Raw genomic sequence first — 20,660 nt, 5'->3', positions numbered from 1 at the left:
AAGGTAAAGAGAGAAAAAGAGCCAAAAGACAAAGAGGGCCTGGATGAGGGAGAGGGGCGGGCTGGGCTGGGAGCCAAGGGTTCGGCTTCCAGCCTTCTCACGGCTCGGCCGCGTTGGCCTCCCGGCGTGCAAAAGGGAAAGATGGAGGTGCGGAGCGGAGTTCACTCTCCGCGCAGCACCTCGAGGGCGTCCTGCAGGCCGCCCGGATCGACGGTGACACCTGACAGCTCCAGCCCCATCTGCACTCCGGCCAGGGTTCCGGCCAGCGTCAGGTCGTTGAAATCGCCGAGGTGCCCGATTCGGAACACCCGGCCGGCCAGCTTGCCCAGCCCGGTGCCCAGCGACATGTCGAAGCGGTCCAGGATGATTCGCCGCACCTTGTCGGCATCGTGTGCGCCGCCGACCAGGACGGCGGTCAGCGAGCTGGAGTATTCGCGCTCGTCGGCGCACAACACCTCGAGCCCCCAACCCCGGACGGCCGCACGGGTGGCTGCGGCGTGGCGATCGTGGCGCGCGAAAACGTTTGCGAGCCCTTCTTCTTCGAGCATCAGGCAGGCTTCGCGCAACCCGTAGAGCAGGTTCGTGGCGGGGGTGTAGGGAAAGAAGCCTTGCTCGTTGGCGTCGAGGATCGCCGACCATTCGAAGTAGGAGCGCGGCAACTTCGCAGTCCGGGAGGCGGTGAGCGCCTTCTCGCTGATCGCGTTGAAGCCCAAGCCCGGTGGCAGCATCAGCCCCTTCTGTGAGCATCCCACCGTGACGTCGACACCCCACTCCTCGTGTCGGTAGTCGATGGACCCCAGCGAGGAAATGGTGTCGACCAGCAACAGTGCGGGATGCTCAGCCTCGTCGATGGCCGCGCGGATCTCCGGAATCTGGCTGGTGACACCGGTCGAGGTCTCGTTGTGCACGACCATGACGGCTGAAATGCGGTGCGCGGTATCGGTATTCAGATGCTCGGCCACCGCCGCCGGATCCACACCGTGCCGCCAATCACCTGGCACGAACTCCACCTCGAGCCCGAGGCGCTCGGCCATCTGCCGCCACAGGGTGGCGAAATGCCCGGTCTCGAAAGCGAGTACGCGATCACCCGGCGAGAGGGTGTTGACCAGCGCCGCCTCCCAGGCCGCGGTGCCGGACGAGGGATAGATGACCACCGGCCCCGATGTCCCAAACACCGGCCGCACCCGCTGCAGCAGATCCTTTGCGAGATCGGCGAATTCGGGTCCCCGATGGTCGATGGTCGGTTGCGCGATGGCTCGCAGCACCCGATCGGGGACATTGGTCGGTCCGGGAATCTGCAGAAAATGCCGTCCACTGTGGGCTGTCATAGCTCGAACTTCCGTCCTGTGCCGTGATATGGCACACTGTGCCGTGAAAAGGTGCAGCAAGGGTAGGGATGCGCGATGAAGGAGTCAATACCTTGCGAAATGTCTTGAACGCCTTGCGAGTCCTGGAGGAAGTCGCCGCCCGCCAGCCCATCGGAGTCGGCGAACTGTCCCGAGTTCTCGACCTCCCGAAGAGCACGGTCCAACGCGCCCTCGTCACCCTCGACACCGCAGGCTGGATCCGCCCCGCCACCGGCGAAGTGACCCGCTGGGTCATCACCACCAAGGCTCTCGCCGTCGGCGGCAGCGCTGGCGGCGACCTCGGCCTGCGCGGCATCGCCCTCCCCATCCTCGAGGACCTCCGCCGCCACACCGGCGAAACCATTCACCTGACCATCCCCGAAAACGGCAAGATGGTCCTGATAGAGCGCCTGGAAACCGACAAACCAGTCCGCACCAGCATGGCCCTCGGCCACGCCCTCCCCATGCACGCCTCCGCCAACGGCAAAGCCGTCCTGGCCTTCACCCCCGCCGAAGCCCTCCGCCCCCTACTCCGCCACGACCTCCCCCGCTACACCGACACCACGATCACCGACCCCGAAGCTCTCCGCACGGAGTTGAAACACATTCGCACCCGAGGCTTCGCAGTCAACAATGGCGAATGGCGTTCCGACGTAGGCGCAGTCGCCGCCGCCGTCCTCGGGCCCGATGGCCACCCAATAGCCAGTCTCAGCGTAAATCTCCCAATAGGCCGCCTAACCCCCGACTCGGAACCAATCTTCGGAACAGCAGTAAACGAAGCTGCGGCAACAATTTCCGCTCGCTTGACATAATTAATCTGCTGAATCTGAATAGCCTTATATCACATAGTAATTCGCATAGAATTGAGGGCTTATTGGCGGTAGAATTAGCTCATGGGTTCGAAGGGGGTAACACTCGACAGCAGCGGTCTCACCGACCTGGTGACCGCAGTCCACTACCTGTGCGACACGATCGGGCACGGGGACCTGACACCGTTCGCCGACGGTGAGGTCGTGGAGTTCATGCAGCAGCTCGAAACCTGCAAACGCCAACTCGCCGCGCTGGATCCGAAACTGATCCTGGAAGCCTCCGAACGGTGCCTGCCCGAAACCACTGGCGCAGGGAAACTGATTCCGTTCCTGCGTCAAACCCTGGGATTGAGTGCGGCTGATGCGTCGGTGCGGGTCAAGCTCGCCCGCGAATGCGGAGAGTTCCGTGGATTGAACGGGCAGCTGAACCCGGCCGCTCTGCCGGTGCTGGCCGAAGCTGCTGCGGCGGGGGAGGTTTCGCGGGATCATGCCCGCAACATCGTCAAGATCATGACCCACCTGCCGTCCGACCTGCCCGCCGAGGAACGCGCCCGCACCGAGGAACTGCTGGTCGAGAAGTCGTGTGAAGGTTTGCTTCCCGATGACCTGCCCAAGATCGGACGCGAGATCATGGCCCGCGTCGATCCTGATGGGACGGTGTTCAACACCGCCGACCGGCAGCGCAAGCGCGGCATCAAAGTCGGGCGTCCCGGCATCGACGGCATGACCTGGATCGAGGGCTACCTCACCCCCGAACTGCGTGCCTTGCTGGATCCGTTCCTGGCCAAATACGCCCGCCCCGGCATGTGCAACCCCGACGACGCCGAAAGCCCCAGCACCGCCAGCAATGCCGTCATCGACTCCACACTCCTGGACGCTGCCGCGCGCCGGGATCGTCGTGACGCGGCCCAGCGGACCCATGATGCGTTCATCGCGATGCTGCAACCCGGGGTGGACATGAGCAAGCTGGGTAAGCATCGGGGCATGGCGGTGCAGACGGTGTTCGTCATGAACCTCGCCGATGTCGAACGCGGCACCGGCATGGCGACCACCGCCTCCGGGGTGCAGGTGCCGATCGACTCGGCGTTGAAGATGGCCACCGGCACTCGTCCGGTCCTCGCCGTCCTCGACGAGCACGGCGTCCCGGTCTACCTGGCTCGCGGCAAGCGCCTCGCCTCCGGTGGACAACGCCTCGGGCTGATCGCCCGCGACCGGGGCTGCACCCACCCCGGCTGTGACATGCCTGCGAGCATGTGCGCTGCCCACCACGTGATCGATTGGGCCAAGGGCGGACCCACCGACCTGAACAACCTCGCCCTGGTCTGCGATCACCACCACGCCATGGTCAACGACAGCGAAACCGGATGGAAGACCGTCATGTTGGGCAAAGACTCCCCACACGCCGGGCGGGTGGGGTGGATCGCCCCGAAATCGATCGACCCCACCCAAACTCCCCGAGTCAACGAGAACCATCACGTGGGGGAGCGGGTCGCCTCCACCCTCGAGGCGCGGTCACGCGAGCAGGTTTCTCGCGCGGCGTGAACATGTGATTCAGACCCATGAGGCCAGGTAACCCGGGGAAAGACCTCCCCGGGTGAATGAAACCGCGAACCGGATTGGCTGGCGGCGGGGATGTACCGGAAGTGTGGTCGCCTCGCCTGCCCTACCGGACCTGGGCTGACGCCCAGCCGGGAGCCGTCAGCCTTCGATCCCAGCCCACGGACTGCACGGATCACGTTCACTGACAACTACACAGAGAATCTCTTTTCTCCTCACCCCGGGAGGCCAACGCGGTTCGAGCCTAGAGGAGGCTGGAACGTGAGCCGGGCCTCCCAACCCAGCCATCCCCTCTCCCTCCTCCAGGCATCTTTTATCTTTTGTTCTTTTATCTCTTGTCTCTTCTGGCTCTTGCTCTTCCGCCCTACCCCTCCGGCCGATACCGAGCAACAAACCGCCGCAAAATCTCCTGAGGAACCGTGATGCGCTCCCGATGCCCCAACTCGGTAAGCGAATCCGCCTCACTGGGATCGAAATACCCTTCATTCCGATAGATCTCGATCCTCAACTCCAACCCATGACTATCGAGCTCGGGATGAAACTGCGTCGCATACACATTCTCACCGACCCGAACCGCCTGTACCGGACACCCAGCCGACCCAGCCAACAGCACAGCCCCCGGCGGCACGTCCTGACAGGACTCTTTGTGCCCCACAAACGCCCGAAACGCCTCCGGAAGCCCATGCAGCAGCGGATCTTTCGCAGCATTCTCGGTGAGCTCGATGGTGGTCGCCCCGGCCGTCTCGCCATAGCGCTCGGTACTGACCCGCCCACCCAGCGCATCCGCGAGCATGCTCAGCCCGTAACACGCCCCAAGATAAGGAAAGTCCCGCCGCACCACCTCGATGAGAAGCTTCTTCAACTTCGGCTCGAACACCTTCTGATAGTCGTACTTCTTGTCCTCGGGATAGCTGAGATTGCTCGGACCGCCACCGACGACCACCGCCCAATAGTCATCTAGTTCCACATCGGGCATCCCATGGTTCATCTCCACGCGCTCCACGTCCGAGGCGGTGAGCCCACCGGCATCGAGGATCGCCTGATACTCCTGATCGGAGGCCGCTTGCTCGGGTCGCAGCTGCAACAGCAGACAGGGCTTGGGCATCCCCACATTGTCGATGGTCGACCCCGAACGGTTGACATCTATCGCGGTATTGACCTCGAGTGGACTCGAGGTTGCACGGTGGAGACATGACACGACCGGTCGAAATCTGGAACACCGTCTACGACGAAGACTCCGCCCCCTGGATCATCGGCGAACCCCAGCCCGCGATCATCGCGCTCGAACGCGCGGGTGAGATCCAGGGTCACGTCCTGGAACCCGGCTGCGGCGCGGGTGAGCACACCATCCTGCTGACCCGGCTCGGCTACGACATCCTCGGCATCGACTTCTCCCCCAGCGCGATCGACTACGCCCGCGCCAACGCCGAAACACAGGGCGTTCCCAATGTCCGCTTCGAGGTGGCCGACGCCCTGACCCTCGGAGACCACCCGGACTTCGCGGCCGCCTACGACACCGTCGTCGACAGCGCCCTCTTCCACGTCTTCGGCACCGAACCCGTGGCCCGCGCCGCCTACGTCCGAAGCCTGCACGCGGTCTGCAAGCCCGGCGGCGTCGTCCATCTCCTCGCCCTCTCCGACGTCGAACCCGGCTTCGGACCCCGCATCAGCGACACCGTGATCCGCGAATCCTTCGGCGACGGCTGGGAACTGGAAAGCCTCGAGCCCACCCGTTACCGCGGTCGCGTCACCGCTTCCGTCGCCGATCAGGCGGCCCACCTGGACGTGTCTCCGAACGGGCTCGTCGACGTCGCGGCCTGGATGGCACGCATCCGGCGGCTCTGATAGAGTCTGGCTACCTCATCAGATATTTCCGAAAAGCCAAAGTACCTGTAACCGTCGGTTACAGGTACTTTGTTTTTCAGCCCCTCCGCACCCGATCGCTCACCAGCGCGCGCAGCATCGGATCCTCTGTTCCCACGTGAAGTGACAGAATCCGTTGCACGGCAAGGGCATCCGTTCCGGTCATGCGCTGGCTCAGCCGCTCGTGCTCCACCCACGACGGGCTGATGAAGGTCTCGACATGCCGGTCGGTGTCCACCGGATCGGAGTACATCGCCCAGTGCATCGCCCCGTCGCGTCGGCGTGACCGGCGCAGGTCGGGGATGGCGGCGTGGAACTCGGCCAGGCTGTCGGCCGGGATGCGGTACTCGACGGTGAGCATGATCGGGCCGTCGTCGGGAGCCAGGGTGAGGGGAACGAACGGTTCGAGTACGTGGGCGGCCTGGACGTCGACGGACTCGGCCGCCGCGAGGCGGAACCACACGCCGAGGGCCGTTTGGACGGCGAGTGCGATCCCGGCAGCGCTCAGCGCCACCGGCAATCCGACGCCGCTGGCCACCGCACCCCAGCCCGCCGCGCTCAGCGCGAATCCGAGCTGGAACACCAACTGGAACACCGCGAGCCCGCGCCCGCGAATCCAGCTGGGCAGCACCGATTGTGCGGCGATGTTCAGTGTCGACATCACTCCCATCCCGGCCATTCCGGCCAGGAACAGGACGGGGACCGCGGGCGGGAAAGCGGTCAACTGGGCGACGGTCAGCAGGCACGCCGCGTAGAGCAAGCTGAAGATGAGCGCGATGCGATCGGGTGAGAAGCGGCCACGGACGCGCGGCAAAATCAGTGCGCCACATACGCCGCCGACGCCGAGCACACCCAGCAGCAGACCGTACGTGGATGCCGATTGATGCAGACGGACGCGGGTGACCACGGCCAGCAGCGACGGCAGTGCGCCGTAGCAGAGCACGAAACCTGCGGCGCGAACCAGCACCGCGCGTAACTCGGGCGCGTTGGCGACATACCGCAGGCCGGTGCGAATCGCGGTGGTCAGATGCTCCGGCGGCAACGCGCCCGCGGTGACCTGCCGACGCCAGACGTACACCACCGCAAGCACTCCCAGGAATGAAGCGGCGTTGAGCAGGAACACTCCCCCGGACCCGACCGCGGCCACCAGCACACCCCCGATGGCCGGGCCGATCGCCTGCGAGGCCGTCATCGCCACCGAGTTGAGGCTGATCGCCGCGGGTAGTTGGGTGGCCGGGACCAGCTCGGGTGTGATCGAGCTGAACGCGGGCATCCCCAGCGTCGCGCCGACGCCCAGCAGCAGGGTCGCTGTCAGCAGCAGTGCGGGATTCACGCTGTGCGCCAACGTGAGTGCGCCGAGCAGCGCCGCCATCACCAGCTGCCAGGCTTGTGTGAACAGGATCAGCCGACGCCGATCGAGGATGTCGGCCAGCGCTCCGGCGGGCAGGGCCAGCACGAAGCTGGGCATGGCGCTCGCGGTGGACAGCAGTGCCACCAGTGCCGCGGATCCGGTCAGCGTCGTCATCAGCCATGACGCGCTGACCAGGTGCATCCAGGATCCGACATTGGACGCGATCGAGGCGAGCCACAGTGCGCGAAAGGTATTGATGCGCAAGGGCGTCCACGGCGATGTCGCCGCAGCAGGGGGCGTGCTCATTCGTCAGAGGGTACGGGCCCGTACCGATGCGGTCGCGTTCGTTCGCGACGAGCCGAAACCGGCCACACACCGCGTTCGATCGTGGAATTCCGGCAAATCCCCGCAAAGATCGGTACGGGACGCGCAAGATTGACAGGCTGCGCCGGGTGGGGACCGGTCGGGTTCTCGCCGCTGGACGCAGCCGGATCGGTTTCCCGAGGACAGGATCGCAGCACCATGGCGATACGCACCCGACTCACGCCGGATCAGCGCAACTCCTTCATTGCCGCGCAGCTCGGCTGGACGATGGACGCCTTCGACTATTTCCTGGTCGTATTCGTCTACGCCGACATCGCCAAGAGCTTCCACATGCAGAAGAGCGAGGTCGCGTTCATCACAACCGCGACCTTGATCATGCGCCCGGTGGGCGCATTGCTATTCGGGCTCTGGGCCGACCGGATCGGCCGGCGCATCCCGCTCATGGTCGACGTCGCGCTGTATTCGGTGGTCGGGTTCATGTGCGCGTTCGCCCCGAACTTCACCGTGCTGGTCATCCTGCGCATGCTCTACGGCATCGGCATGGGCGGTGAATGGGGGCTGGGCGCGGCACTGGCCATGGAGAAGATCCCGGTGGAACGCCGCGGCTTCTTCTCGGGATTGCTGCAGGAAGGCTATTCGTTCGGCTACCTGCTCGCCTCGCTGGCTTCGCTGCTGGTGACCAACTGGCTCGGGCTGTCGTGGCGTTGGCTGTTCGGCCTGTCGATCATCCCGGCCCTGATCATCCTGATCCTGCGCGCCCGGGTGAAAGAGTCCGAGATCTGGGAGACCACTCAGGAGCGGCTGAAGTCCACTCGGACCTCGTTCAAGACCATTGTCACCAATCCCGCGATCGTGCGCCGGTTCATCTATCTGGTGATCCTGATGACGGCCTTCAACTGGATGAGTCACGGCACCCAGGACGTGTACCCGACCTTCCTGTCCGCCCACGAGCACGGCGGTGCGGGATTGTCCACGGTGACCGCGAAATGGATCGCCGTCATCTACAACATCGGCGCGATCCTCGGCGGCCTGGTCTTCGGCACGCTGTCCCAAAGGTACGGCCGCCGTTACACGATCATCTTCTGCGCCCTGCTCGGCCTGCCGATCGTGCCGCTGTTCGCCTACTCCAAGACCGCGGCGATGTTGTGCCTGGGCTCGTTCCTGATCCAGGTCGCGGTGCAGGGCGCGTGGGGCGTCATCCCCGCACACCTCACGGAGATGTCGCCCGACGCGATCCGGGGCTTCTACCCCGGCGTCACCTATCAGCTGGGCAATCTGCTCGCCTCGTTGAACCTTCCGATCCAGGAGCGGCTGGCCGCCTCGCACGGCTACCCGTTCGCTCTCGCCGTCACCGCGGTGCCGGTGTTCCTGGCCGTGGCGATCCTGACCTCGATCGGCAAGGAGGCCAAGGGTATTCGGTTCGGTACCGCCGAGAGTTCCGTCACCGCACCGGTGTTGATGGACAAGCCTCCCGGCGTGCCCTAGTGGTCGCGGCGGGCCACGAGGTGCGCGAGGGCGGTCAGGTCGTCGGTGGCCAGGTCGTCCGGTAGCGCCGCGAAGGCCGCGTCCAAGGAGGCCGACGCCCGCCCCAACGTGCGCTGACGGCCACCGGCCTGTTCGACCATGTCCGCCGCCCGGGCCGCGCGGGCCGCGGTCATGGGGTGGCGGGATTGGTAGAGGCGGGCCAGGTCTCGGCCCGCCGCGGTCTCCGATTCGAGTGCGCACACCACCGGGAACGACTGCTTTCGGTGAATCAGGTCGCTGTGCGCGGGTTTTCCGGTGATCGCGGGATCGCCCCAGATGTCGATGAAGTCGTCGACGAGCTGGAAGACCAGGCCCAGTTCGGTGCCGAACGTGTGCATGGCCGACACCACGCGATGATCGGCCCCCGCGCACAGCGCGCCCAGGGCGCACGCACAGCCCAGCAGCGCACCGGTTTTCCCGGCGGCCATGTTCAGATACTCGTCGACGGTGACCGTCGGCCGGGTTTCGAAGGCGCAGTCCTCGTATTGGCCCCGGCACAGCGTGACCGTGGTGCGCGCCAGCCGGATGACCGCCTCGGCGGTCACCGCCTCCGGCGCGCCGTCACAGAGCACGCCGAGCGCGAGGGCCTGCAGCGCGTCCCCGAGCAGGGTCGCGTTGGTCTCGCCCCAGACTCGCCAGACCGTCGGGCGGCCGTGCCGGAACGGGGCGGTGTCCATCACGTCGTCGTGCACCAGTGAGAAGTTGTGCAGCAGTTCGACCGCGGCCGCGGCGTGCACCGCGTCCTGGACGCTGCCGCCGCAGGCCGCCGCGGCGGCGAAGGTCAGTGCCGGGCGCAGCGATTTACCCTGCGCGCCTTCGAGTTCCACCCCATCGGCATCGCACCAGCCGAAGTGGTATCCGGCCATCCGGTCCAGTGGTTCGGCCAGTGAGCCGATCGCGGCGCGCAGCACCGGATCGATGGCGGTCCGGGCCTCGCTCAGGCGTTTCCGGGCTCTTCGTTCGGTCGCTCCGTCCAGTGGCAGGGACACGGAATCGTTCGCGCGCACGAAGGTCTCATCATGCCCGGCGAGGGCGGCGGCCGCCGGGCGGGACAGTCCCCACCGGCGCCTGCCCTCGAGGTGTTGTCCGACGGTGAATTTGATCGTTCTCGCCGCTCGCATAATCGGCCCCGCTCTCTCCGATACGGATGCTCATGGTCCCATCACATCCCGGAACCTAAGGGTTGCCTGCGGATTCCAGTTCGGCAACGTCAGCAGGTCCGGTACCTCAGGTCAGTGGCAGGCCGTGCTCGAGCGCTTCCGCGGGTGCACTCGTGTAGCGGGCCGCCTGATAGTGGTAATCGTGGTTGGCGCGTACGTAGTCGGTGTAGTTCTGGGCTGTGACCAGAGTGTCCTTGTACTCGCCGCCGGTGATGCCGGCATCGTTCAGCTCGGTCGGCAGACGCTGCACCGCGTCGATCATGCGCTGGACGCATTCGGAGAGCATGTCGTTGACCAATTGCTGAGCTCGAGCTCGACTGTGCCCGTAGTGGTATTGCGCGAGCAGCACCGAGTTGTAGAGGTAGCCCGACGCCTCGTCGGAGGCGACCGAGAGCACGTCGTTGAACAGTCCCATGTGTTCGACGGCGGCCTCGCGCAGGCTGCGCATGGAGGGCAGATGCCGCACCGCGGCACTCAGGTCGACGCCCTCGGCGCGTTCACTGATATCGAGGAATACGAACAGCGCCACCCCGTCTCGTCGATGCGCGCGGTAGGTCTCGAGGTCGGGCAGGTTGCCCGAGAGCCGGCCGACGCTTTCGGTGTAGTAGGTCCACAGCCAGTCGCGGATCTCGCCGCGCACACTTTCGCGCCAGGCCGTCGAACGGCCGCGGCACAGCCGCTCCCACAGGTCGGCGAACGCGACCGCCAGCACCCCGGAAGGTGTTGCGGTACCGTCCAGTACGGCTTCGATGGCGGTGATGGCGTCCAAACACCGCGCGGGTTCGGGAATCTCGATATCGAACTGGTCGTCCACGATGAACGCCCAGGCCGTGTACTGGCTGAGCAGCGTGAGCTCCTCGGCCGCGGCCCGCGGGCACCACAGGGCGTACATGCGGGCCGGCCGGGTACGCTCCATACGTCGGCGGGTGAGCTCGGTCGGCACCAGGTCGTGGGCCTCGAGCCACGACCACATACCCGCCTCGGCCACCGGTTCCGCGGGGTTGAGGCCCGCGGCGTCGAATGGCATGAAGAATTCGATTGCTTCCATACGAAACTACCTATCCCCCAACCAGTTTATCGAGGACATCGTAACGATAACGGCATTTCGGACGTTTGCACTCGCATCTGAAATCCCAGTCATTAGGATTCTGCGGGCTGGACGGTCGTCAGTCGGGCAGCGACACGAGCCGTTGTGCGCCATCGAACAGCGTCCGCTCGGCCACCCGGGTCGCGGCCAGGGCCGCCAAAGTCGTTGCGGCGAGCAGCATGTACATGACCACGATCTGATACCGGATAGCGGTCAGCGGATCCACGCCCGCCAGAATCAGGCCCGTCATCGCCCCCGGCAGACTGATCAGACCGACCACCTTGGTCGAGTCGATGGCCGGGATCAGAGCAGTCCGCAGCGCCGATCGCTGATTGGGCAGGAACGCCTGATGCGCCGAAAGCCCCAGCGCCAGCCGTGCTTCCACGCTATCACGGGCCCGCCGGGCATCCTCGACCAAGCGGCGCAACGCGATTCCGGTCGACTGCATGGCCGACGACACGATCATCCCGCCCACCGGCACCACCACCCGCGCCTGCGTGGAGATGATGCCCAGCACGATCAACGACCCCAGCGTGATCGACGCCCCGAACGCCACCCCGACGGTCGCCGACCGCTGCGCATGCGGCAGCCCCTCACCCCGCCGCCCGGCCACCCGCCCGGCGATGACGATCATGAGCACCACCCACCCCAGCGCCCCCGGCAACCCGGTGTGCCGGAACAGGATCAGCAGAATCGCACCCACCGCGATCAGCTGCACCCCCGCCCGCGCCGCCGCGATGAGCAACTCCCGTGTCAAATGCAGGTGCTGTCGATACGCGATCACCGCCGCCAACGCCACCAGCAGCAGCGAAGCCCCGACCCCTGTCCAATCCGGCACCGAAAGCCCCTGAGTCACAGCTACTTCCCCGCTTCCGCGCCCCGGGTGAGCCGCCCACCCGCCAGCGTCCACACCTCATCCGCCACCTCGGCCACGAACCCCGGATCATGGCTGACCAGCACCACGCTGCCCCCGGATCCGACATGCGCGCGAATCATTTTCCCGATCGCGACCGCCGAGGCGCCGTCCAGCGCCGACGTCGGCTCGTCCAGCAGCAACACCTCAGGCTCGACGGCGAGCGCCCGAGCCAGGCAAACCCGTTGCGCCTCACCGCCCGACAGCTCGGCACATCGCCGCCCAGCGAACCCGTCGGGCAATCCGACCGTCGAGAGCAACTCCTCCACCCGCTGCGCCCCCACCTCCCGCCCCACCCGAACTTCCTCGCCCACGGCTTCGGTGAGCAGCGTCGGCCGCTGCGGCACCAGCCCCACCCGCCGCCGCAATGCCAGCACATCCAGCTCCGTCACGGGCGTCCCGTCCAGCAGCACTCGCCCACTATCGGGCTCCCCGAACCGATTCAGCAGCCGCAGCAACGTCGTCTTACCCGCCCCGCTCGGCCCGACCACGGCGGTACACCGATCGGCCGCGAACGTCGCGTCGACCTCCGAGAGGACCGAGGTCGCCCCGTGCCCGAGACTGACCCGATCCAAGACGATGCTGGGCACAGCCCTACCTTGCCGCATCCCGGCTCGACAGCGCGGCGCGGGTTGCCTATTCGGCGGGGCGGTGGTCGATAGCCTTCGAGCCCCGGGGCCGCAGGCAGATCGCCCCTCTCGTCGCCGTACTCGACAGTCGACGAGGGCGGCCACGGCCCACCTTGCCGTATGCCGAAGCGGCGGCGCGGCGCGGGTCGGGTATTCGGCGAGGACAGAGACGAAACCGTCTCGGATGTGGCCCGGGTCTTCAGTCGGGCGTCGGAGTTGATCACATCTTGTCTGCTCCCTCAGTGATTCGGCGCAGCCCTTCGGCGAGATCGGCTCCGGTGGGGGCGGTTTCGGGGTCGATCAGGGATTGGGCGGCAATGCCGATCAGGAGCGCCTGGTACAGCGCGCCGACGGTGCGACCGGCGTCGGGGTCCTCGTCGCCTTCCAGCAGCGCGGCCAGTCCGGTGCGGGATTCGTCGGTCTGGGCGGCGAGTTGCGCGCGGGTCTCGGGGTGGGAGAGGGCGTCGAAGGTGGCCGCCCAGAGGCCGCGGTGGGTGTCGACGGAGTCGCGAACCGCGTCCCAGCGGGCGGCGAAGCGACGCAAGGGATCCGGGTCGGATTCGGTGGCACCCAGCGTGTGGCCGAGTTCATCGCCCCATTCCCGGGTCGCCTCGGCGAGGGCCGCGGTGAGCAGCGCTTCCTTCGAGCCGAAGTGGTAGCCGATGGCCGCCATGCTCACCCCGGACGCGGTCGCGATATCGCGCACGGTGGTGCGGGCATAGCCCTTGTCGAACAGGCACTTCCGGGCGCCGGCGAGCAGGTCCTCACGATTTCCCATGGTCGACACTCTAGCGCATTCGCCTGAGACAAATGTCTTGCGCATTTGCCCAACTCCGTCGTACCGTGGGGACATGCACCAGAACAGCTCCAAGAACGTCCTGATCTCCGGCGCGAGCATCGCGGGCCCCGCCCTCGCCTTCTGGCTCGAGCGCTACGGGTTCAACCCGACGATCGTCGAGAAGTCCCCCGTCCTGCGCCCCGGTGGTCAGGCCATCGATGTGCTGGGTACCGCCACCGAGGTGGTGCGGCGCATGGGTCTGCTCGACCAGGTGCACGCCCGCAGCACCGGTAAGCGGGGCACCTCCTATGTAGATGCCGACGGCAAGGCCCGCGCGACCATCTCCAGCGAGGAGTTCAACGGCGTCGGAGCCAACGGCGACACCGAGATTCAGCGGGGCGATCTGGCCGAGGTGCTGTACGAGGCCACCCGCGACGACGTCGAGTACCTGTTCGGCGACTCCATCGCGGCACTGCGCGAGGACGAGCGCGGCGTGCACGTCACCTTCGAGCACTCCCCCGCCCGCACCTTCGATCTGGTCATCGGCGCGGACGGTGTCCACTCCCACACGCGCAAGCTGGTTTTCGGGCCCGAGTCGGACTTCGTGCACCACATGGGCTACTACATCTCGATCTTCACGACACCGAACCTGCTGGGCCTCGACCACTGGGAACTGGACTACAACGCCCCCGGCACGATCGCCGGAAGCTACAGCGCCCGCGAGAACACCGAGGCCAAGGCGATCTTCGCGTGGGCCTCGGACCCGCTCGACTACGACTACCGCGACACCGACGCCCAGCGCCGCATCCTCACCGAAACCTTTGCCGGACAGGGCTGGGAGGTGCCGCGCCTGCTCGCGGCGCTGCCGGATGCCCCCGACTTCTACTTCGACGCCATGGCCCAGGTCCGTATGGACAGCTGGTCCCGGGGACGGGTGGCCCTGGTCGGCGACGCCGGCTACTGCGCCTCCCCGCTCTCGGGTCAGGGTGCGGATCTGTCACTCGTCGGGGCCTACGTGCTGGCCGGTGAATTGGCGGCCGCCGCGGGTGATCACACGCTGGCCTTCGCCCGCTACGAGCAGGAGCTGCGGCCCATGGTGGAGGCCTGCCAGAAGTTCGCCGAGGGCGTGGGCGGCTGGTACGCGCCGAACAGCAAGGCCATGATCGCTTTCCGCAATCTGAACGTGCGGCTGCTGCCCTACCTGCCGTGGCGTGGACTCATCGGTGGCGCCCCGCAGAAGGTCGCCCGGACCATCGCAGCCAAGGATTACCGGTTCGCCGAATCCCCCGCCCGGCGCTGACGGACCGGTCTGAACGAGATCTATTGCATCCCCGTATATTTCGGAAAAGGCAAGATCAACGGTCGCCTCGCCGTACGCTGGCCCACCGTCCCTGAACAGTTTCGGCACGACTCGGAGGCACCATGCTGTCCCTGCAGGAGATTTCGGACCGGATGGAAATAGAGGACCTCATGGTCCGCTATTCCCACGCCGTGGACACCCATCAGTGGGAGCTGCTGGACGAGCTCTTCACCCCCGACGCCCACATCGACTACACCGCGATGGGCGGCCCGGCCGGTGACGTGGAATCCACCAAGAAATTCCTCGCCACCGTCATGCCCAATTTCTCCGCCTTCCAACACATGATCAGCAATTCCTCGATCCGGGTGGAGGGCGACCACGCCACCGCGCGCACCATGTGCCACAACCCGATGCTGGTCACCTCCGCCGACGGCACCCGCCGGCTCATGCTCTGCGGCCTCTGGTACCACGACACCTTCGTGCGGGTGGACGGCGAATGGCGCATCCAGCAGCGCGTCGAGGAGAAGAGCTACATGTTCATCGCGCCCGACGCGGTGCCCCCCACCAGCTGATCGGCCGCTACTCCCCCTTCAGCTCCTCGATGAGCGCGGCGAACTTGCCCATATTGTGCTCGAGCACGGTGATGTAGTTGAAGCCGAAGCGTTCCCGGCGTTCGCGCAGGGCCTCGGCCATCTGCGCGGTGGTGCCGAGCAGGATGGTCGGCAGGTCCTCGGGTGCGCCCGCGAAGCCGAACGGCAGGTGGTCGGTCAGGTACGCGAGGGCGGCGTCGCGCTCGGAGGGTGCCGCGATGCCCTGGATCAGCAGATTGAATTCCACGCTGCCGTCCCGGTTTCCGAGCAGTCCGCGCACGTGGTCGGTCTTCTTCTCGGTCGTCTCGGCGGTGGCCAGGGTGAGTTTGCCGCTGTCGGCGGCACTCGCGCCGGTGAAGCCGACGATATCGGCGTGCGCGGCGGCCAGCGCCAGGGCGCGCTCGCCCCATCCGGCGATGAGCAGCGGCGGTCCGGCGGGCGCGGCCGGGCGCGGCCGGTATTCCGGATCGGCGAACAGCCGGCGCAGGGTCGTCACCGTCTGTTCGAGGTGGGCGATCCGTTGCCCGGCGGTGGGGAACGAGATTCCGGCCGTATCGAATTCGGCCTGCACGTACCCGGCTCCGAGTCCGAGCTCGAAGCGTCCGTCGGTCAGCTGATCGAAGCTCGCCACATCGCGGGCCAGCAGCGTCGGGTTGTAGAAGGGCGTGTTCAGCACGAAGGTGTTCAGCCGCGGCCGCTCGGTCACCTCGGCGGCCAGCATGAGCGCCGGGAACGGCGCGGGCATGCCGAGATGGTCGGGCACACCGATGACGTCGAACCCGAGACTCTCGGCGCGACGGCACTTCTCGATCCATTCGGTGCGGGAGGTGGGCGAGGGCAGGTTCACGCCGAACCGGAAAGGGAGGACCATGGTTCTTGTCTACCAGTGGAATCCGGATCCGGCCCGGCCGTCCCGGCGGGCTCCAGCCGGCGCGGAATCGTCCGGCGGCGAAGGCTGCGAAGCCGCACGGAACGAATTACTGCACGGACTGCGGCGAATGCGGCCCGCGCGACGGAACCGCGCGCCATCATGGGATATCGCACGGTCCGGACGCACCGCGAGGAGTTTGCGCCATGACACAGCTGCCCGCCCCGGCGCACCACCGTGCGGAGTTGGAGAAGGCGTGGGAGCGCTGGACTTCCGGCTCGGGGCAGACACCACCGAGTACCGATGTGGTGCTGCGCCACGAGGTCGTGGAGTCCTGGGAACGGTCCCTGCGCACCGTGGATCCGGGCCGCGCCGTCGCCCCCGCCACCGACCGCGACGAATTGGGTTCGCGCTGGGCCGAATCGCCATTGCGCATCCCGATCACCGAGATGGCCGGCGAGCTGCGGGCGCTGGCGGAGGACTCGGGCATGGTCGCGGTGGTCACCGATGACACCGGTACCGTCCTCTTCAGTTGTGGCGACCGGTCGGTCCGGCGGCGGGCCGAGTCGGTCAACCTCGCCCCCGGCGGCTGCTGGGACGAGCCGTACATGGGCACCAGCGGCGTGGCGCTCTCCCTGCACAGCGGGCGGCCCGCACAGGTCTGGGCCGCAGAGCATCTGGTCGAGGCCCTGCACGGCTGGGTCTGCTACTGCGCGCCCATTCGCGCCGCCGACGGCCGCCAGCTCGGCGTGCTGGATCTATCGACGTATTGGGACCGCTCGCATCCACTCATCCTGACGACCGTCCGAGCCCTGGTGACCGCCATCGAAGCGCGAGTGCACGCCGAACAGTCCCGGCCCACGGGCCGCACCCGCCTGGAATCGCTGGGGGTGCCGCGGTTGTACAAGGAGGGCAAGCAGGTCTCGATGCGCCCGCGGCAGCTCGAGATCCTCACCCTGCTGGCGCTGGAGCCGGAGGGCTTCACACCGGAACGCTTGCACGAGGCCGTCTATGGCGACCGGTCGGTGTCCTCGAGCACCCTCAAGGCCGACGTCTCCCGCCTGCGCGCCGCCACCGACGGGCAGATCGCCGATCGCCGCTACATGCTCACCGAGCCCCTGGCCTGCGACGCCGTCGAGTTGCTCGGGGCGCTCGAGTCGGGTGATCTGGCGACGGCCGTGCGGCTGTATCGCGGTCCGCTGCTGCCGGATTCGGATGTGCCGGGCATCGTGCAGTGGCGCGAGCATCTCGACGTCTGCCTGCGCACCGCCGTGCTCGCCGACGGCAATCCCGAGCACGCCCTGCGTTTCGGGCAGCGCTGTCCCGACGACATCGAGATCCACGAGCACGCCTTGCGCCTGCTGCCGCACGGCGACAGCCGCCGCGCGCTGGCGACCGCACGCTTGCACACCGCACTGCACGCGTAGCCGGAGCGGTCCGGCCACACCACAGCGAACGCACAGGATGCAATCGTGCATATCGCGCCCCCACTCCGAGTCCTCGCCCGGATTGTCCCGCCTCGCAATCGAATCCGCAGGTCACAGCTCGACAACCTGAGGCAGTGACTCAGCAACGTTTCGCCAACCCCACGCCAACCTCCCGCCAACCTTCGCGGTTCATAGTGACCCCCGTCACCGCAGATATGCGATCAGGGAGCCGCGCCATGATCTACGCAAAACCTGGCACCGACGGCAGCATCGTCAGCTTCGACCGCCGCTATGACAACTTCATCGGCGGCGAGTGGAAAGCGCCGATCGAGGGCAGATATTTCGACAATCCCTCGCCGATCGACGGTGAAACCTTCTGTGCGGTCGCGCGTTCGAGTGCCGCGGACATCGATATGGCGCTCGAGGCCGCCCACCGCGCGGCCGAGGCATGGGGTGCCACCTCGGTGACGGATCGTGCCAATATCCTCAACAAGATCGCTGACCGGATCGAGGCGAACCTGGAGAAGCTCGCCGTCGCCGAAACCTGGGAGAACGGCAAGCCGGTCCGCGAAACCCTCGCCGCCGACCTGCCTTTGACGGTCGACCACTTCCGCTACTTCGCCGGAGCGGTGCGGGCGCAGGAGGGCACGATCTCCGAGATCGACGCCGACACCGTCGCCTACCACTTCCACGAACCGCTCGGCGTGGTCGGCCAGATCATTCCGTGGAACTTCCCGATCCTCATGGCGGCCTGGAAGCTGGCCCCGGCGCTCGCCGCGGGCAACTGCGTGGTCATCAAGCCCGCCGAGCAGACCCCGGCCTCGCTGCTGCTGGTCATCGAGCTCATTGCCGACCTGCTGCCGCCCGGAGTCGTGAACGTGGTCAACGGATTCGGCGTCGAGGCGGGCAAGCCGCTGGCGTCGAGCCCGCGGGTGGCCAAGGTCGCCTTCACCGGTGAGACCACCACCGGGCGGCTGATCATGCAGTACGCCAGCGAGAACATCATCCCGGTGACCCTGGAGCTCGGGGGCAAGAGCCCGAACATCTTCTTCCCCGACGTGATGGCCGCCGACGACGACTTCCTGGACAAGGCCGTCGAGGGTTTCGTGATGTTCGCGCTCAACCAGGGCGAGGTCTGCACCTGCCCGTCGCGGGCGCTGATCCACTCGTCCATCTACGACGAGTTCATGGCGCGCGCCATCGAACGGACCAAGGCGATCAAGGGCGGCAATCCGCTCGACGATTCGACCATGATCGGCGCGCAGGCCAGTAACGACCAGTACGAGAAGATCCTCTCCTACATCGACATCGGCCGCAAAGAGGGCGCGAAGGTGCTCTACGGCGGCGAGATGCGCAAGGTCGAGGGCTATCCCAATGGGTACTACATCGAGCCGACGATCTTCGAGGGCGACAACTCCATGCGGGTGTTCCAGGAGGAGATATTCGGCCCGGTGGTAGCGGTGACCCGCTTCGACAACGAGGTCGAAGCGGTCACCATCGCCAATGACACCCTCTACGGCTTGGGCGCGGGCGTCTGGAGCCGCGACGGGAGCACCGCCTACCGGATGGGCCGGGCCATCAAGGCCGGCCGGGTGTGGACCAACTGTTTCCACGCCTACCCGGCGCACGCGGCGTTCGGCGGCTACAAGAAGTCCGGCATCGGCCGGGAGAACCACAGCATGATGTTGGACCACTATCAGCAGACCAAGAACCTGCTCGTCTCCTACTCGGCCAAGAAGCTCGGATTCTTCTGACCCGTAAGGCGTCTGGCACGGACGCAGCCAGGACAGACGAGCCGCACAGTCTGCGAGGAGCGTGATGAAAGCAGGTTCCATTTCCCGGGTGACCATCACCGAGGCCGCGGCGGACATGCTGCAGAACTTGATCGCCCACCACGGTCCGGTGATGTTCCACCAGTCGGGCGGCTGCTGCGACGGCAGCTCCCCGATGTGTTATCCGCTCGGCGAATTCCGGGTGGGCGCGGCCGATGTGCTGCTCGGCCGCGTCTTCCCGGATACGGCGTTCTGGATGAGCGCCGACCAGTTCGAATACTGGCGCCACACCCATCTGACCGTCGACGTGGTCCCCGGCCGCGGCGGTGGTTTCTCCCTCGAAGCACCCGAGGGAGTCCGATTCGTCATCCGGTCACGCCTGTTCACCGATGCCGAGGCAGCGGCGTTGGAAGCGGCTCCCGCTCCGCTGCGCGGCAACGAACTGGCCGGATGAAGGAAGGTGGCGCGGCCGGTTTCTCCGGGTCGGCCGCGCCATCGGAAATCTTCGCTACGCGAAAACGGTTATCGCGGAACGCGACCGGCGCCGATCCAGGCGGTCGTGGACAGCGGCGTGCCCGGGGTGTAGTGCTCGCGCAGGTAGCCGATCATGGTCTGCTCCTGGGCGGCCCACGCGGCCTTGTCGGTCCGGCGCCGGGTCGCCTGCAGCGGCGCGCTCCCCCGGGTCAGTTTGTCCCACATCTGCTCGGCGCTGTCATAACTGAACGATTCGGCGTGCGCGCGGACCGTCACGTCCTCGAATCCCGCCGAGAGCAGCTCCTTTTCGAAGACATCCGGATTCTCGAGGCTCTCCGGATTCGGCCGGGGAGCCGGGAAGCCCGGAATCCCCGCCTGGAACGCCTCGAACAGCAGCGTCATCAGCGGTGATTCCGTGATGGGAGCCCAGCTCGACACCACCGCGGTCCCGCCCGGGCGCAGGACCCGATGCAGCTCGGTGAAACCCTTGGCGCGATCGGGGAAGAACATCAGCCCGAACATCGAGAACGCCGCATCGAAAGTATTTGCGGCGTAGCGCAATTCCTGACCGTCGCCGACACCGGTGAGCACATTCCCGAGACCGCCCTGCATGATCGCCCGCCGCAGCCGCCGGACCATCTCCTCGGAGAAGTCGACCGCGACGACCTCCCGGACCCGCGGCGCGGCCAGCAGTGCCAGCACGCCGGGCCCGGTGGCCACGTCGATGATGCGGGCTCGACCGGTCAGCTCCGCCGCGTCCAACGCATGAATCGCGAACGGCCGCATCATTTCCGACACGACGTCGTCATAGCTCTCAGCGACCTGATCCCACGCCGCGGGCGCGGCAAGCGGATTCTCCGACATCTGGACCACCCTTCCGACGGGTAC

General features: G+C 66.7%; 19 protein-coding genes. 9 read left to right on the top strand and 10 right to left on the bottom strand.

The features are described from left to right. Positions 1–161: 161 nt before the first annotated feature. Positions 162–1,328: a pyridoxal-phosphate-dependent aminotransferase family protein gene (locus GPX89_RS36705; RefSeq protein ID WP_157392325.1), complete on the bottom strand. Its 1,167-nt coding sequence runs from the start codon at positions 1,326–1,328 to the stop codon at positions 162–164. Between the two features lie 92 nt (positions 1,329–1,420). Here GPX89_RS36705 and GPX89_RS36700 point away from each other — a divergent pair, with 92 nt between their 5' ends. Both GPX89_RS36700 and GPX89_RS36695 read left to right on the top strand, forming a co-directional pair. Further along, positions 1,421–2,158, top strand: a complete 738-nt coding sequence (locus GPX89_RS36700; protein WP_157392324.1) for an IclR family transcriptional regulator — start codon at positions 1,421–1,423, stop codon at positions 2,156–2,158. Positions 2,159–2,239: 81 nt separating this feature from the next. Next, complete coding sequence (locus tag GPX89_RS36695) at positions 2,240–3,697, top strand: HNH endonuclease signature motif containing protein (protein ID WP_157392323.1); 1,458 nt, start codon at positions 2,240–2,242, stop codon at positions 3,695–3,697. Positions 3,698–4,076: 379 nt separating this feature from the next. Here the strand turns inward: GPX89_RS36695 and GPX89_RS36690 are convergent, their stop codons facing one another. Then, positions 4,077–4,817 carry a glutamine amidotransferase gene (locus tag GPX89_RS36690; protein WP_157392425.1) on the bottom strand — a complete coding sequence of 247 codons (741 nt, stop codon included), beginning with the start codon at positions 4,815–4,817 and terminating at the stop codon, positions 4,077–4,079. Between the two features lie 86 nt (positions 4,818–4,903). Here GPX89_RS36690 and GPX89_RS36685 point away from each other — a divergent pair, with 86 nt between their 5' ends. After that, positions 4,904–5,557: a class I SAM-dependent methyltransferase gene (locus GPX89_RS36685; RefSeq protein WP_157392322.1), complete on the top strand. Its 654-nt coding sequence runs from the start codon at positions 4,904–4,906 to the stop codon at positions 5,555–5,557. A gap of 76 nt (positions 5,558–5,633) precedes the next feature. On the opposite strand, the gene GPX89_RS36680 is transcribed toward GPX89_RS36685, so the two are convergent. Then, the gene (locus tag GPX89_RS36680; protein ID WP_157392321.1) at positions 5,634–7,232 is read right to left on the bottom strand and encodes an MFS transporter; all 1,599 of its coding nucleotides are present in this window, start codon (positions 7,230–7,232) and stop codon (positions 5,634–5,636) included. A gap of 216 nt (positions 7,233–7,448) precedes the next feature. Between GPX89_RS36680 and GPX89_RS36675 the strand changes: the two genes are divergently transcribed. After that, on the top strand, positions 7,449–8,735 hold the full coding sequence (locus GPX89_RS36675; RefSeq protein ID WP_157392320.1) for an MFS transporter: 1,287 nt from the start codon (positions 7,449–7,451) through the stop codon (positions 8,733–8,735). Here GPX89_RS36675 and GPX89_RS36670 read toward each other — a convergent pair. The 5 genes from GPX89_RS36670 to GPX89_RS36650 all read right to left on the bottom strand — a co-directional run bounded on the left by GPX89_RS36670 (position 8,732) and on the right by GPX89_RS36650 (position 13,341). Then, positions 8,732–9,781, bottom strand: a complete 1,050-nt coding sequence (locus GPX89_RS36670) for a polyprenyl synthetase family protein (RefSeq protein WP_328602719.1) — start codon at positions 9,779–9,781, stop codon at positions 8,732–8,734. The genes GPX89_RS36675 and GPX89_RS36670 overlap by 4 nt on opposite strands. A gap of 220 nt (positions 9,782–10,001) precedes the next feature. Continuing rightward, the gene (locus GPX89_RS36665) at positions 10,002–10,982 is read right to left on the bottom strand and encodes a terpene synthase family protein (RefSeq protein WP_157392318.1); all 981 of its coding nucleotides are present in this window, start codon (positions 10,980–10,982) and stop codon (positions 10,002–10,004) included. A 118-nt stretch (positions 10,983–11,100) separates the two neighbouring features. Continuing rightward, on the bottom strand, positions 11,101–11,859 hold the full coding sequence (locus GPX89_RS36660) for an ABC transporter permease (RefSeq protein ID WP_328602718.1): 759 nt from the start codon (positions 11,857–11,859) through the stop codon (positions 11,101–11,103). A 20-nt stretch (positions 11,860–11,879) separates the two neighbouring features. After that, on the bottom strand, positions 11,880–12,524 hold the full coding sequence (locus GPX89_RS36655) for an ABC transporter ATP-binding protein (protein ID WP_328602717.1): 645 nt from the start codon (positions 12,522–12,524) through the stop codon (positions 11,880–11,882). A gap of 259 nt (positions 12,525–12,783) precedes the next feature. Beyond that, entirely contained in the window at positions 12,784–13,341 is a 558-nt protein-coding gene (locus GPX89_RS36650; RefSeq protein WP_157392316.1) for a TetR/AcrR family transcriptional regulator, read from the bottom strand. Positions 13,342–13,414: 73 nt separating this feature from the next. Between GPX89_RS36650 and GPX89_RS36645 the strand changes: the two genes are divergently transcribed. Both GPX89_RS36645 and GPX89_RS36640 read left to right on the top strand, forming a co-directional pair. Continuing rightward, the gene (locus GPX89_RS36645; RefSeq protein WP_157392315.1) at positions 13,415–14,641 is read left to right on the top strand and encodes an FAD-dependent monooxygenase; all 1,227 of its coding nucleotides are present in this window, start codon (positions 13,415–13,417) and stop codon (positions 14,639–14,641) included. A gap of 122 nt (positions 14,642–14,763) precedes the next feature. Continuing rightward, positions 14,764–15,213, top strand: a complete 450-nt coding sequence (locus GPX89_RS36640) for a nuclear transport factor 2 family protein (protein ID WP_157392314.1) — start codon at positions 14,764–14,766, stop codon at positions 15,211–15,213. Between the two features lie 7 nt (positions 15,214–15,220). On the opposite strand, the gene GPX89_RS36635 is transcribed toward GPX89_RS36640, so the two are convergent. Beyond that, positions 15,221–16,102, bottom strand: a complete 882-nt coding sequence (locus tag GPX89_RS36635; protein ID WP_157392313.1) for a TIGR03621 family F420-dependent LLM class oxidoreductase — start codon at positions 16,100–16,102, stop codon at positions 15,221–15,223. 203 nt (positions 16,103–16,305) lie between these two features. Between GPX89_RS36635 and GPX89_RS36630 the strand changes: the two genes are divergently transcribed. The 3 genes from GPX89_RS36630 (at position 16,306) to GPX89_RS36620 (ending at position 19,752) form a co-directional block, all read left to right on the top strand. Continuing rightward, positions 16,306–17,526 carry a helix-turn-helix domain-containing protein gene (locus GPX89_RS36630; protein ID WP_157392312.1) on the top strand — a complete coding sequence of 407 codons (1,221 nt, stop codon included), beginning with the start codon at positions 16,306–16,308 and terminating at the stop codon, positions 17,524–17,526. Between the two features lie 236 nt (positions 17,527–17,762). After that, entirely contained in the window at positions 17,763–19,280 is a 1,518-nt protein-coding gene (gene adh, locus GPX89_RS36625; protein WP_157392311.1) for an aldehyde dehydrogenase, read from the top strand. A gap of 64 nt (positions 19,281–19,344) precedes the next feature. Further along, on the top strand, positions 19,345–19,752 hold the full coding sequence (locus GPX89_RS36620) for a DUF779 domain-containing protein (RefSeq protein ID WP_157392310.1): 408 nt from the start codon (positions 19,345–19,347) through the stop codon (positions 19,750–19,752). 68 nt (positions 19,753–19,820) lie between these two features. Here the strand turns inward: GPX89_RS36620 and GPX89_RS36615 are convergent, their stop codons facing one another. Beyond that, the gene (locus GPX89_RS36615) at positions 19,821–20,636 is read right to left on the bottom strand and encodes a class I SAM-dependent methyltransferase (RefSeq protein WP_157392309.1); all 816 of its coding nucleotides are present in this window, start codon (positions 20,634–20,636) and stop codon (positions 19,821–19,823) included. Between the last annotated feature and the right edge of the window lie 24 nt (positions 20,637–20,660).

Origin of the sequence: Nocardia terrae, assembly GCF_009760405.1 — a bacterium.
GTDB classification, from domain to species: Bacteria; Actinomycetota; Actinomycetes; order Mycobacteriales; family Mycobacteriaceae; genus Nocardia; species Nocardia terrae.
Note: the sequence above shows the minus strand (reverse complement) of the source record. Positions and strands in the feature narration are given on the sequence as shown.